Annotated in this window: 11 protein-coding genes; 9 read left to right on the plus strand and 2 right to left on the minus strand. The window is 68.8% G+C overall.

Translation table 11 applies throughout. The annotated features are described in order from the left end of the window. The 7 genes from ACWDV4_RS23155 to ACWDV4_RS23185 all read left to right on the plus strand — a co-directional run. A partial coding sequence (locus ACWDV4_RS23155) for a hypothetical protein (protein ID WP_449982169.1) occupies window positions 1–1,788 on the plus strand: 1,788 nt, incomplete at its 5' end. A 120-nt stretch (window positions 1,789–1,908) separates the two neighbouring features. Further along, complete coding sequence (locus ACWDV4_RS23160) at window positions 1,909–2,697, plus strand: hypothetical protein (protein ID WP_449982172.1); 789 nt, start codon at window positions 1,909–1,911, stop codon at window positions 2,695–2,697. A gap of 90 nt (window positions 2,698–2,787) precedes the next feature. Beyond that, the gene (locus ACWDV4_RS23165; RefSeq protein WP_449982175.1) at window positions 2,788–3,525 is read left to right on the plus strand and encodes a hypothetical protein; all 738 of its coding nucleotides are present in this window, start codon (window positions 2,788–2,790) and stop codon (window positions 3,523–3,525) included. 15 nt (window positions 3,526–3,540) lie between these two features. Further along, window positions 3,541–4,785 carry a hypothetical protein gene (locus ACWDV4_RS23170; RefSeq protein WP_449982178.1) on the plus strand — a complete coding sequence of 415 codons (1,245 nt, stop codon included), beginning with the start codon at window positions 3,541–3,543 and terminating at the stop codon, window positions 4,783–4,785. A 303-nt stretch (window positions 4,786–5,088) separates the two neighbouring features. Then, window positions 5,089–5,505 carry a hypothetical protein gene (locus ACWDV4_RS23175; RefSeq protein ID WP_449982181.1) on the plus strand — a complete coding sequence of 139 codons (417 nt, stop codon included), beginning with the start codon at window positions 5,089–5,091 and terminating at the stop codon, window positions 5,503–5,505. 332 nt (window positions 5,506–5,837) lie between these two features. Next, window positions 5,838–6,230, plus strand: a complete 393-nt coding sequence (locus ACWDV4_RS23180; RefSeq protein WP_449982184.1) for a cupin domain-containing protein — start codon at window positions 5,838–5,840, stop codon at window positions 6,228–6,230. Window positions 6,231–6,334: 104 nt separating this feature from the next. Continuing rightward, window positions 6,335–8,143 carry a glycoside hydrolase family 15 protein gene (locus ACWDV4_RS23185; RefSeq protein ID WP_449982412.1) on the plus strand — a complete coding sequence of 603 codons (1,809 nt, stop codon included), beginning with the start codon at window positions 6,335–6,337 and terminating at the stop codon, window positions 8,141–8,143. 3 nt (window positions 8,144–8,146) lie between these two features. Here ACWDV4_RS23185 and ACWDV4_RS23190 read toward each other — a convergent pair whose 3' ends face one another. Further along, window positions 8,147–9,643 carry an MGH1-like glycoside hydrolase domain-containing protein gene (locus tag ACWDV4_RS23190; protein WP_449982186.1) on the minus strand — a complete coding sequence of 499 codons (1,497 nt, stop codon included), beginning with the start codon at window positions 9,641–9,643 and terminating at the stop codon, window positions 8,147–8,149. 68 nt (window positions 9,644–9,711) lie between these two features. Here ACWDV4_RS23190 and ACWDV4_RS23195 point away from each other — a divergent pair, with 68 nt between their 5' ends. Both ACWDV4_RS23195 and ACWDV4_RS23200 read left to right on the plus strand, forming a co-directional pair. Then, on the plus strand, window positions 9,712–10,509 hold the full coding sequence (locus ACWDV4_RS23195; protein WP_449982189.1) for an aldo/keto reductase: 798 nt from the start codon (window positions 9,712–9,714) through the stop codon (window positions 10,507–10,509). Between the two features lie 84 nt (window positions 10,510–10,593). After that, window positions 10,594–11,565 carry a hypothetical protein gene (locus tag ACWDV4_RS23200; protein WP_449982192.1) on the plus strand — a complete coding sequence of 324 codons (972 nt, stop codon included), beginning with the start codon at window positions 10,594–10,596 and terminating at the stop codon, window positions 11,563–11,565. A gap of 116 nt (window positions 11,566–11,681) precedes the next feature. Here ACWDV4_RS23200 and ACWDV4_RS23205 read toward each other — a convergent pair whose 3' ends face one another. Then, entirely contained in the window at window positions 11,682–12,845 is a 1,164-nt protein-coding gene (locus ACWDV4_RS23205; protein ID WP_449982195.1) for a GH12 family glycosyl hydrolase domain-containing protein, read from the minus strand. Window positions 12,846–13,056: the final 211 nt, after the last annotated feature.

Genomic DNA, 13,056 nt, shown 5'->3' on the forward strand with positions numbered 1-13,056 from the left:
GGGGAACCACGGCGCAACGCGGGCGGGCGGTGGGAGCTGGCCCTGTCGCCGATCGTGGCCGCCCTTGCCGCCGAGGTGGGTGCGGCCGAGTTCTGGGACGCCTACGACGCGCGTCGGCCCGCGACCGGCGAAAGCATCCTGCTGCCGACTGACTGGCGGCCGGACCTGCCGGTGGCGGACCGCTGGCGGTGGGAAGGGCAGGCGATAGCCCGGCACTCCTGGCATCCGTGGCGGCTCTGGTTCGGTCGGGTCGAGCCGGCACCCGCTCGGAACCTGGACGCCGAGTTGGGCTGGCTGTGTCACCTGGCGGACCTGTGCTGCCTGGACCTGGTGGTGGAGGTCCGACGGGTCCGGTACGGCCGGTTGAACTGGGACATTCGATACGAGCTACCCGATGCTGGAGTGCCGGTCGGTCAGCGGGGTTGGGCCGACGATCTGCCGGCGGCGGTGGCGGCCACCACGGTCGCGGAGGCGATGTTGGGCCTGGCCGACCGGTCGCTGACCGCCCCGGCGCACTACCTACGGCCGCATCGGCTGGATCGCTCCGGGCTGCCGACGGTGGACCTGGACCAGGTCGAACGGCGGGTCCACGCCGACCTGGATGGCCTCGCCGGCCCAGCGGTCGGCGCGCAGGCGATCTGGCGGGACGGCCGCTGGCAGCACACCCGGCTCTGCCCGGGTGACGTGACCGAGGTGCTGCGTGAGCAGAGCACCGGGCAGGTGGTCCGCGAGACCGTGACCGCGCTGTCACGGGCCTGGGAACAGCCGGCACCGTCGTGGCAGGGCGAGCCGATCCCGTACGACGTGTGCCCGGACTGTGCTCCCGAGCATCGGCTTCGGCGGTGTCTCTGCACCCTGGGCGACCGGTCACCTGATCCGGACTGCCCCGGCTGTCAAGGTCTCGGGGTGGCTGCGGAATCCGGGCCGTGCCACACCTGTCGGGGCAGCCGCCGGGTCTACCGGGGTGCGGTGGTGACGCTTACCGACGAGGCCGAGGGCATTCTGCACCTCAACTGGCTACCCCCGGCCCGACCAGCCGCCGCACCGCAGGTCGCGACCCAGCCGGGCGGTAAGCCGGTCTGTCAACTGCCCCGCCACTACCAGCTGCGGCACTGGGCTGCCGTGCTCCAGGCCCGGCCGGTGGACCTCACCAATCTTGACGGCGGTCAGCCCGTTGGCCAGGACCTACGCGACGGGATCGTCACCGTTGATCATCTCGGGGTCGACCCGTACGTGCAGTACATCGCCGACGCCAGCGCCCGCCAACCCGCCGGCCGGGTGTTGATCAGTGTCGCCCGGCCACCGGCCGCGCGGCTGACCGAGCTGATCCGGCTCGCCCTGGGGCTGCACCAGACCCTGGTGGTCACCCTTGAGGATCACCGGCTCAACGCCGACGACCCGCGCTGTGTGCACGGCGAAGGTTGGAACATCGAGATGATCGCGCCTGACCAGTCGATCGACGTCGACCTGCGCCCCTACCGACCCAGTATCGAATCAGCCGCCGAGTACTTTCTCGAATACCTCGAAAACGCTATCCACGCGGCGGTACCCACCGACCTGTACCAGGCCATCCGTGTCCCGCAGACCCCGCAGCCCGCGCCGCTGGTCGAAGACCCCGTGCCGTTGATCCGACGCCTCGCCCGACACCATGCTGGCGACCCGGTCAGCATCCGCTACCACCACACCGGATGCCACCTCTACCTGCACGAACGCGACAGCGTCCGCCACCTCGCCACCGCCCGAACCGCCGAGATTGCCCTCACCGCAATCGGCCTCGGCCCGTTCTGATGCGGATTGACCATCGCGGTGTTGTGATCGGCTTTTGTCGGGCCGCAGCGGGCTTCTTCAACCCTGGCCACGGCGGTAGGTTGATGGCGCGCATCGACAGAGGTCAGAAGGTGAGGAACGGTGCTGGAGCTGGCGAGTACGGCGGTGACCACCGTGGCTGACCGGATTCTGGCCGTGGGCGATGTGCAGACCGCCCCGCTCACCGGGTCCGTTGTGGACCAGCTCTATGCCACTGTTGCCGTACGCCTGGGTGGGTCACCGATCGGCGGACGCTTCCTACGGGCGCTGGAGACGTACCCCGCCGACCCTGCTGCTCGGTGGGACGCCGTACAGGCCGTGACCGCCGAGGCGGAGTCGGATGCCTGGTTCGCCAGTGAGCTGGGACGGCTGGTCGCGGAACTGCCCACCACAGCGGTCGGCCATCCCGGCCAGCCGGTCAGTCACCCCACGCAGCCGATTGGTGATCCCGGTCAGGCGGCCAGCTACCCGGTCCCGCCGCCGGACCGGCCGGTCCGGCGGTCAAGGCTGAACCTCGGCGGGATCGTGGTGGGCGTCGCGCTCGCGGCGGTTCTGCTGGTGCTTGGTACGGCGTTCTACGTCAACCTTGTGGCGCCCCGTCTCGGCCTGACCGAGGGGGATCGGCTGGACCGGGTGGCGGGAGAGTGGCGAGGCCAGGTCGGCGGCGGTCAACTCGTGCTCACCATCGGGCCGGATGGCGTGGCCACGGTCGCCAATCGCATCTGGTCCTGTGCGGGGGAGGTCACCTCGCCGGCCCGATCCGAATACACGATCCGAGTGGACTGTGGACTGCTCGAAACCGCGCTGGTGGCAGAACTGTCCCCGGACGGTGACCGGCTGACGCTCGATTGGCCGGGGCAGTCCGTGCAGGTCGTACTCGACCGAACGTGAGTCACCGGCAGGCGAGCGGTAGCCCGTCAGGCTGTGTCCCGACCGTAGAGTGTGGACATATTTCGACGACCACTGGGAAGGTGGGAAGCCATGCTCGACGTGGCGCGTGGGGCGGTCGACGTCGTGGCCGATCGGATCGTCGCTGTCGGGGACGCTCACACCGCCGCGCTCGGCGCGTCCACTGTCGACAGGCTCTACGGCGTAGTCGCCGTACGCCTGAGTGGCTCGCCGATCGGCGGCCGGATCCTACGTACGTTGGAGGAGCGACCAGCCGACCCGGCCGCCCGGTGGGACGCCGCGCAGGCCGTGGCAGCCGAGGCCGAGGCGGATGCCCCATTCGCCGATGCGCTGCGCCAGTTGGTCGGGGAGCTACCGGCCGCTGCGGCGGCCGGTAGCGGCCTCCGACCGGTCGTTCAACCGGCGCGAGGTCCGAAGCTCAGCCAGGCAGGGATCGTGGTGGCGGTCGCCGTCGCGGTGGTCGTCCTGGTGGTCGGCGCGGCGCTCTATCTCAATGTCGTGGCACCCTACGTCGGTCTCACCGAGGGCGCCCGGCTGGACCGGGTGGCGGGACAGTGGTACGGCCAAGGCGAGGCGAGCGGGGGCACGCTCACCATCGGATCGGATCGCGCAGTCGTATTGACCTACAAGAGGAACTCCTGCGCGGGAGAGATCGAGTCACCAGCCCGATCCCACTACACGATCAGGTTCGATTGCGGCTCGGGCTCGGATGACAAGAGCACGGTGTGGGCAGATCTGGATTCGTCCGGCGATGAGTTGACGCTCAGGGAGATGGGGGAGTCAGAAATAGTGGTGTTCGTCCGAGTGTGAGCAGCTGGCTGACCCATGGCGAGCAGCGTTGCACCGGATGGTTGGCTGGATCGCCGTACCGGGGTGGATACGCCGTGGAAAACTGGGCGGGTGCGACCGCTCATGATCGTCTCCAGCCTGGTGTTGGGCGTCGTCGCCGGCACGGCCACTCCGATCCCCGTAGCGGCGGTCGGGACTTCTGAGCGGGCCAGGAGCCTTGCTGCCGGACTGGCCGGGGTCGAGGTCTGCGAGATCGACGACGAGCGGCTTGACGAGATTTCCGGAATGGTGGCCACCGACAACGGCTACGTCGTCATCAACGACAGCTCGGACGTTGCCAACCGACGGCGGATCTTCTTTCTCAACCGCAATTGCGCGGTGACCAGAACGGTCTCCTACCCGTCCCGCCCCCGCGATTCGGAGGACCTGGCGCTCGCCTCGGACGGCACGCTGTGGGTCGCCGACGTTGGCGACAACGACGCGGCACGGGAGACTGTCGCGCTCTGGAAGCTGTCCCCGGGAGCGACGTCGCCCGTGATCCACCGGCTCAGCTACCCGGATGGTGCCCGCGACGCCGAGGCGCTGCTACTGGCCGGCGACGGTACGCCGATCATCGTCACCAAGGACCCCTTCCGTCCCCGGCTGTACGCGCCAGCGGAACCGCTACGCGCCAACAAGACCGTACGGCTGACGGCGGTTGGCGAGTTCCGGTTGCCGACGAGCCGGACGAGTAATCCGTTCGGGCTGGCTGGCCGGTTCGTGGTTACCGGCGCATCCGCCTCGCCGGATGGCACCCGGGTAGCGCTACGTACCTATGCGGACGCGTTCGAGTTCAAGGTGACCGACGGCGATCCGGTCAAGGCGATCACTCAGGGCGAGCCAACGGCGGTTCCATTGCCGGATGAACCGCAGGGGGAGTCGATCAGCTACACCCCGGATGGGCGATCCCTGGTCACCGTCTCCGAAGTCAGCGATGCGCCAGCCGGTACCAGGCCGGTCATCCGCCGTTATCCGTCGGCGCTGCCTGCCGGTCCGGCAAGTGCGGCACCGACCGGGGCGGGGCAGGCAGCGCCCAGCGGACCAGCCCAGGCTGCCCCCACCGCATCGGCATCAGAGCGAACCGCGGTGCTGCCGAGTGCCGCCGGACGGGAGTCGAACGACGCGGCGCGGGCGGGTCGACTGGCGTTGCTCGGCGTGGTCCTCTTCGCCGGAGTGGCCGGGGTTGTCCTGGTCATGGTTGGTGGTGCCGCTCGGCTACGCAACCGCCGCCGATCCGAGTGAGTTGTCGACCCGAGTGAGTTGTCGACCTGAGTAAGTTGTCGACCCCAGTGAGTTGCTCTCCCGGACGAGTTGAGTCCGATACGAGCGATCTCGGTAGAAAGCGAAAATTATTCGGAGATATTGACATCTGTCCATGATTGTACAGGTGTGCCATCTGGTCTCAGGGGCCGGCGCCGTCCTAACCTATCGATGGAAATATGTATTGATCGTATTCGAGTTCCTCTTTCTCGCTGATCAGTACTTTCGCCGCAAAACCCGTTCGTCCTGGGCCGTCCATGGCCCGCCTCAGCAAGGAGTGGCAGCATGTCCGAATCCAGCAGCGCCCAAGCCAAGCACAGCGCCGACGAACAGCCCCCGGCCAGCGCCGCTGCGGTCGACGAGGTAGGTGCCGAGTTCGTCCCCGCGACCTCCGCTGGGATGCCCCCCACCGCGCAGACCTTCTTCGCCGTGGTCACCGCCGGGGGCGCCCTGGTCCGGGGCTTCGGGGTGGTCTCCTCGGCCCGGCTGGCCGTCGGGACGTACCAGGTGGTCTTCAGCCACGACGTGACCGGCTCCGCCTACATCGGCACCCTCGGGCTGCCCGGGAACGTCGGCACCTCGCCCTCCGGTGAGATCGCTGTGGTCGGCCGCTCCGGTGTTGCCAATGGTGTCTTCGTCCAGACCTTCACCTCGGCAGGCGTGGCAGCCGACCGCGCCTTCCACTTGAGCGTCATCTCCTGACCGTCCGTCGGTAGGGGACGACCCCCGGTGTCGGTTCCCGGGACCTATCCCGGGGGCCGGCACCGGCCCAGCTAGCTGGGCTGCCGGGAGTGTCCCTGGCCCAGGTGCCAGGCCGCTGGGAACGTCCCCGGCCTGTGGCAGCATTCCCGGGTGCTGATCCGTCGATGTCTGCTCGCGGCGTCCGGCGGCTTCACCATGATCGTCCTGGGTTGCCTATGGAAAGTCGGTCGGGGCGAACCGCCGCAGGACGCCACGGTGAGGTGATCGCCACTACCGTCCCGGCTGCGCCCCGTGGTGCGTAAGTTGCGCTCCCGCCGGGTATGTGACCAGGCATGGAGCACTTCACTATCGCCACAGTCGCCGAGAAGAGTCCGGACTTTCGCCGGGTCCTCTGGACCGGGAAACACACCCAACTCGTCATCATGACCATCCCGCCCGGCGGCGAGATCGGTGAGGAGGTGCACGAGGGCATCGACCAGATCCTCACCTTCGTCAGCGGTACCGGCGAGGCCCGGGTAGCCGGCAAGAAGAAGGCGGTAGCCCAGGGGGATCTCGTCGTCGTTCCCGCCGGCACCAAGCACAACTTCGTCAACACCGGCCCCAACCCGCTCGTCCTCTACACCGTCTACGGGCCGCCGGAGCATGCCGACCAGGCGGTGCACAAGACGAAGGAGGAGGCCGACGCCGCCGAGGAGTCAGGCCAGGACGAGCCGCCGACCTCCTGAGGATCGTAAATCCCCGGGGTGGAGGGCTGAGCGGGCCAGAACCGGGTACGCGGGCAGGCGTGCCGGACGTACCCATCGTCACCAACCAGGACGGGCCCCACCCGGTGTCGCAGGTGCCCATCTCCGACTACGGGTTCCTGTCCGACTGTCGTTCGGCCGCCCTGGTCAGCCGGGGCGGCTCGGTCGACTGGTGGTGTCCCGAACGCTTCGACGGCCCATCGGTCTTCGGGCGGCTACTCGATCCGCAGGCCGGCTACTGGTCCCTCGCCCCGGTGGGGGAGAGCGAGGCGCAGGCAGATGTGGCCACCGCACCGGGACCGCACGTCGAACGGAGCTATCTGACCGACACGCTCGTGCTCCGTACCGTGCATCACACCGACACCGGCAGCGTGGCGGTCACCGAGGCGCTCGCCGCCGAACCGGGGGCCCGTGGCCACGAACTGGGCCGGGCCTCGCCGGCCGTACTGGTGCGCGTCGTGGAAGGGCTCACCGGCACCGTACGGATGCGCGTCGACTTCGTACCCCGCCCGGAGTACGGGCTGCTCACGCCGTACCTGCACAGCCAGCCGGACCGGGTGGTGGCCGCCGCCGGCCCGACCACCGTGACGCTGCACGCACCGGTGCCACTGACCTGCCAGCCCGGCCGGGTGTACGCCGAGTTCGACGTCACCGCCGGGCAGGTACTCGGCTTCGACGTGGCGTACGCCCCCGCCTACGACAGCGCCGCCCCGGCCGAACTCGACCCGGTTGCCACCGTCGACGACACCGTCGAAGCCTGGCGGGCGATCCGGGAAACCCACCGCTACCAGGGGCTCTATCCCGAACTGGTGCGACACAGTGCGCTGGTGCTCCAGGGGTTGACCTATCAGCCCAGTGGTGCGGTGGTGGCTGCCGCGACGACCTCGCTACCCGAGCAGCCCACCGCGGACCGTAACTACGACTACCGCTACGCCTGGCTGCGCGACTTCGCCTTCACCATGAACGCCCTCTGGGTCGGGGCCTGCCCGGAGGAGACGGCTCGGCTCTTCGGTTGGGCAGCCCGATCCGCCGGCCGGATCGGGGCCAGCCCGGTGCCGATCATGTACGGCGTCGAGGGCGAGCGGTACCTCGCCGAGAACGTGATGGACAACCTGCGTGGTTATGCGGAGAGCCGGCCGGTCCGCACCGGCAACGACGCGTGGCGGCAACGGCAGCTCGATGTGCTCGGCGAGGTGCTGGCTGCGGCGTACCGGTTGCAGGACCAGTTGGACGAGTTCGACGAGGAGTTACGTGAACTTCTGGTTGGCTTGGCCGAGCAAGCCGCCGCCACCTGGCGGGAGGCCGATGCCGGCATGTGGGAAGCCCGGGACGCCCAGCGGCACTATCTCTCCTCGAAGGTGATGTGCTGGGTCGCGTTGGACCGGGCGGTACGCCTCGCGCCGCTGCTGGGCGAGCGCGCCGACCCGGAACGTTGGGCGGCGGTACGGGACGAGATTCGGCTCGCCGTGCTGCACAGCGCCTGGGACGACGAGATGCACGCGTACACGGGTGCGTTCGGCTCCCCCGAGCTGGACGCCTCCGCGCTGATCCTGCCCCTGGTGCACTTCCTGCCGGCCACCGATCCGAGGATGCGCTCCACGATCCACGCGATCGAGTCCCAGTTGACCGTCAACGGTCTGGTCCGGCGCTGGTCCGGTGACCCGGCCGGGTTCGTGCTCTGCACGTTTTGGCTGGTCGAGTGCCTGGCGTTGGCGGGCGAGTACCACCGGGCGGTGGAGCTGTTCGAACGTACCGTCGCGCACGCCAACGACGTGGGCCTCTTTGCCGAGCAACTTGCCCCGGACGGCGCGCACCTGGGCAACACCCCGCAGGCGCTGTCCCACATTGGGTTGATCAACGCCGCTTGGCGGCTGACCGAGACCGCGTCGCGCTGATTTCTACGCAGGCTCGGGATGGTCGGGGTCGAGTAGGTCCAGGGTGAGGGCGGCGGTCCAGCTGAACGCCGGTGAGCCGATGCCGACCCCGCTGTCGGCGTGGAAGTACTCGTAGCAGCCGGATCGACGTACCAGGTTGAGTAGCGTGCCGCGCAGCGTCGCCGCGAGTTCCTCGTGGCCGTGGCTGCGCAACCCCCGCCACAGCAGCCAGTTGATGTTGAGCCAGACCGGTCCGCGCCAGTAGCGCACCGGGTCGAAGTCGGCGGCGGTCCGGTCGTAGCTGGGCACCGCCGACCTGCTGGTCAGCCCGAACCGCGAAGACCGGAGTGTCGCGACCAGTTCGGTCACCTGTCGACCGGGCAGGTCGGGCAGTACCAGCGGTACCAGGCCGTTGACGCAGCGGGCCGGACTGAGCCGCCGGGTCCGTACGTCCAGGGCGTGGAACATCCCGGTCGTGGGGTCGTACAGCCGCTCGACCAGCGCCCGGGTGATCACCGCTGCCCGCGCCTGGTGCCCGGCGGGATCGGCCCCGATCACCCGGGCGATGCGGGCCAGCGTCAGCTCGGCAACGCCGCGTAGCGCGTTGAACGCCGGGCACTCGACGAGGAACAGGTGCCGGTCGGCCAGGTCCGCGTCCCGGTAGCCACCATCCCGGTACGCGGCGGCCAGCGCCAGGTACCGGGCGTAGTCGTCGTCGGTGGGCCGATGGTCGACCAGGCCGACCTGGTTGTCCCGGCGGCGGTGTCGGCGGAGCAGATCGGCCACCACCGGTACGGAAGCCAGGGCGGCGTCCCAGGCTGGGCTGTTGTCGAGGCCGGACTCCCACGGGTGCGCGATGCTGGCGAGTCCACCGCCACCAACGTCCCGGGCGTCGGAAAGATAGTCCTGCTGGGCGACCAGCCGGGGATAGAGCCACCGCAGGTGTGCCATCCCCGCGTCGTCCGGCGTATGCCGGTAGATCTCCCAGGCCCCGAGGGCGTGCACCGGTGGCTGGACGATGCCGCTGCTGCCCGCCGTCGTCGGCGATCCCGGCCGGATCTGCACGTCGCCCGGTGTTCGAGGCCCGGGCGTCGCCGCTGGCCCGGTTGGGTCGGTCGGCCTGGTTGGTCCGCTTGGGTCGGTCGGCCTGGTTGGTCCGCTTGGGTCGGTCGGCCTGGTTGGTCCGCTTGTGCTGGTCGGCTCGGGTGGTTCAGGCACCTCGGCTTCGGTTGGCACGGCCCAGAACGTCGGGCCGGGAAAGTAGTCGCGCTCGGCGACACCCGGGTCGAAGACGATGTGCGGCACTCGGCCGTCCGACCATTGCGCCGAGAAGAGGCTGCGTAGGTCGCGCCAGGCCCGGTCCGGGGCGATCCGGGCCAGCCCGATGCTGATGAACGCGGCGTCCCAGCTCCACTGATGCGGATAGAGCGTACGAGATGGGACGGTGTGCGTACCGGTCCAGTTGGCGTCGAGAACCTCACGGACCCGAGCCTGGAGTGGATCTTCCCGGTGGTCGGTCATAACTGACCTAACGTCTGTCGCCAGAAAAGGCAGCTTATTGGCAACTTGTCCGGGGTATAACTGGCCGCATGATCAAAGCTGCTGACCAATTCGGCGACCAACCCACCGTCCTGCTGCCTGGCGAGGTCCAGATGCCGCTGCTCGGCTTCGGGACCTGGCAGGCGACCGGACGCGCCGGCTACCAGGCCGTACGCGACGCGCTCGACGCGGGCTATCGGCACATCGACACCGCGACCATGTACGGCAACGAGAAGGAGGTGGGCCAGGCGATCCGGGACAGCGGGGTGCCCCGCGAGGCGATCTTCGTTACCACCAAACTGCCGCCCGAGCGGGCCGGCGAGGAGCGGCAGACGATCGAGCAGAGCCTGACCGACCTGGGCACCGACTACGTGGACCTGTGGCTGATCCACTGGCCACCGGCCGACGCGGCCGGGCTGGCGACGTGGCGGGAGTTCCTGGCCGCCCGTGATGCGGGGCTGGCCCGGGCGGTCGGGGTGAGTAACTACAGCCTGCCGGAGTTGGACGTGTTGATCCAGGCCACCGACGAGGCGCCGGCGGTCAACCAGATTCCGTGGAGCCCGGCGAAGTTCGACGCCCAACTGCTCGCCGAGCACCGCAACCGAGGCGTGGTGGTGGAGGGCTACAGCCCGTTCCGCAAGACCGACCTCGACGATCCGGTGCTGGTACGGGTGGCCGAGGCGCACGGTGTCACTCCGGCCCAGGTCGTACTCCGCTGGCATCTCGAACACAACATCGTGGTGATCCCCAAGTCGGTGACACCGGAACGGATCAGGACGAACTTCGACATCTTTGGTTTTTCGTTGACCGACGACGAGCGGCGAGACATCGACGCGATCGCTGGTTGACCGCGGTGTCCCCGCTTCCTGGCCCGTTGCCGCTACGGTGGCTGCTGGACAACCGTGGGGGCGGAATCGGGGGAGGAAGCGGGAGTGGACGGAAGTTATTTCGGCGACGGCGGACCCGTCGCATCCTGGGCACCGAGCGGCGGACCGAAACCGGATTTCGCGACCTGCCTGCTCTATCTGGACCACGGGGACGACCTGGATCGGGTCGCCCCCGTGTTGCAGCTCTGGTACGACGAGGCGTGCCGATTGCTGCTGCCGTTCGTACAGCCGTTGGGGGCACCGGAGCCGACGAGATCGATCAGTGCCTACGAGGAGAACGCCGCCGGTCGGGGGCGGCGTCGCCGGCCGGCCAGCTGGGCGGAGGGACTGACCGAGGACCTGTTCCAGTTGTCGGCGCACTGGTTCGACGTCGTACCCTCCTCGATCGCTTCCGAGCTTGACCTTTACGTCTTCCGGTTCGCGCAGCGGCGGCACGTCAAGCTTCAGGTGTCGATCGGCTTCCAGAATCGGCCGGACCGGTTGCCGTTGGTGATTCCGGCGCTGGTCGAATTGACCCGGCTGGTGGCGGATGCGGCCGATCCGGCGTACGGCGAGATTGTGGTCAACGCGGAGACCGTGTCGCCGGCGACGATGCTGGATCTGGCGCTGTACCGGCACGACGAGGAGTCGGCCCGAACCAGCCGGAACCGGCTGCGGGGCTACGAGTGGGTGACCGTCTGCCCGAAGGAGTTGACCACGCAGATCGGGGGCCCAGCCACGTTCCGCGGGTCGGGGGCGTTCCACGAGGTGGTGCCGCTGGCGCACGGCGGTGCTCTGCTGCGGGCGACCGACGCTCCGGCGGACTATCGGTCCGACCGGGTCCGTTCCGTGTTCCGGGCCCTGGCACCGATCCTGCCGCCGGGACAGCCCTGCGACCTGCCGGGGCACGACCTCAGCCGGGTGGTCTTCGCGAACGCCCAGCAGCCCAGTGCCGAGCTGGAGCTCGGGCCCGCACTCATGCCTGGTGACGGCTCGCGCCGCGCCGCCCTGCATCCGTTGGACCTGGGTTCGGTGTGATGTCCGGCGAGGCAAGCTCGGTATGACACCCAGCGAGGCAAGCTCGGTATGACGCCCAGCGAGCCGGGCTCGGACCGTGGTCGCACGGACCGGGCCCGGCCGCTGTTGGTGGGGGACTACCCGAGGGCGCAGGTGACCCCGTTGAGTGAGAAGTCGGTCGGGCTGCGGTAGTCACCGGTCAGGGTGCCCTGATATCCGAACGAGGCGGTTGCGCCGGGGGCGACTACGGCGTTCCAGCCCAGGTTGCGGGCGGTCACCCCGGATCCGTTCTGGGTCACGGTCGCGTTCCATGCGGTGGTGACCTGCTGCCCGGCCGGCAGGGAGTAGGTCAGTGTCCAGCCGTTCAGCGCTTGCGGGCTCGTGTTGGTGATGGTGACGTTGGCGGTGAAGCCGCCAGGCCAGGAGTTCGGCGTGTAGGCGACCCGGCAGGCGCCGGGATTGGGCGGTGGCGTCGTCGGCGTGGCGGTCGGGCTCGGGCTCGGGTTACCTCCGCCGTTGATGGCGGCCGAGAACGAGTCGACACCGAGACCGGCGCCACCCTGCCAAGGCTCGAAGCCGGCCTGGATGCTGGTCAGGTACCAGGAGTTGGTGATTGCGCCCCGGGCGCGTACGTCGTGGATGAAGTCCAGCACGCTGAAGCTCCAACTGTTGATGGTGGTGGACGCGAGGTACGAGACCACCTGGTTCGAGCCGTTGCTGCCCCGCCAGACCTCCCAGCTGCGACCACCGATCGTGATGGTGCCGACGGGGGAACCGATCGGTTGGATCGGTCCCTGCCGGGTGAACCAGATCATGATTTCCATCTGGTTCACCCCGTCGGTCCTCGGGGTCGGGTCGAGCCAGATGTCGTACGAGGCGTTGTAGGTCGCACCGCTGACGTACCGGTAGTCGATGCTGCTGGTGGCGCTGCTGATCTGATCCACCTGGATGGGCAGGTTGGTGCCTGGGGAACAGTTGGTGTAGTGGCAGCCGACGAAAATCGACGGGTACGACACCGGGGCGCCGTTGGTCGGTGCGGATCCCTGCTGGCTGGCGATGGTGAAGCCGGTGTTACTGACGTCGATGCACTGCTCGGCCGAACTGCCCCAGCGGTTGTTCTGCACCACGTACCGGCCCTGGATGGTGGTGGAGCCGTACTGCTCGCAGATGCGGGTGTCGGCCACGGTCGCGCCGAGCGGGCGGGTGGCGGCCTGCGCCCCGGTGGTGCCGAGGGTGGCGGGGACACCGGCGGCGACGAGCGCGCCGGAGACGAACAGACCGACGACTGCGAGGGCCACCATCGGGCGGGTCCGCCATCTGCGGTGGATTTGGAAAGAACTTTTCATGTTGCTCCTTGTCCTGTTGCATTCGGGATGCTGGAGGTCTGGGAGCGCTCCCACTATCTATTGACAGGTTTGCATCGATGGGGCGAATTGGCAACGGTTGTGTCGCCCCTACCAGCTGTCGCTTCTTGGTAGCCCTGCGTGGCGAGGGGGGCTGAGTCATTCGTGA

The organism is Micromonospora sp. NPDC003197, assembly GCF_053590565.1.

Coding starts and splice junctions, on each gene's coding strand:
- ACWDV4_RS23175 (WP_449982181.1), top strand. CDS start 5,089: ATGTCCGAATCCAGCAGCGCCCAAGCCAAGCACAGCGCCGACGAACAG.
- ACWDV4_RS23205 (WP_449982195.1), bottom strand. CDS start 12,845: ATGGTGGCCCTCGCAGTCGTCGGTCTGTTCGTCTCCGGCGCGCTCGTC.
- ACWDV4_RS23190 (WP_449982186.1), bottom strand. CDS start 9,643: ATGACCGACCACCGGGAAGATCCACTCCAGGCTCGGGTCCGTGAGGTT.
- ACWDV4_RS23195 (WP_449982189.1), top strand. CDS start 9,712: ATGATCAAAGCTGCTGACCAATTCGGCGACCAACCCACCGTCCTGCTG.
- ACWDV4_RS23170 (WP_449982178.1), top strand. CDS start 3,541: ATGGCGAGCAGCGTTGCACCGGATGGTTGGCTGGATCGCCGTACCGGG.
- ACWDV4_RS23180 (WP_449982184.1), top strand. CDS start 5,838: ATGGAGCACTTCACTATCGCCACAGTCGCCGAGAAGAGTCCGGACTTT.
- ACWDV4_RS23165 (WP_449982175.1), top strand. CDS start 2,788: ATGCTCGACGTGGCGCGTGGGGCGGTCGACGTCGTGGCCGATCGGATC.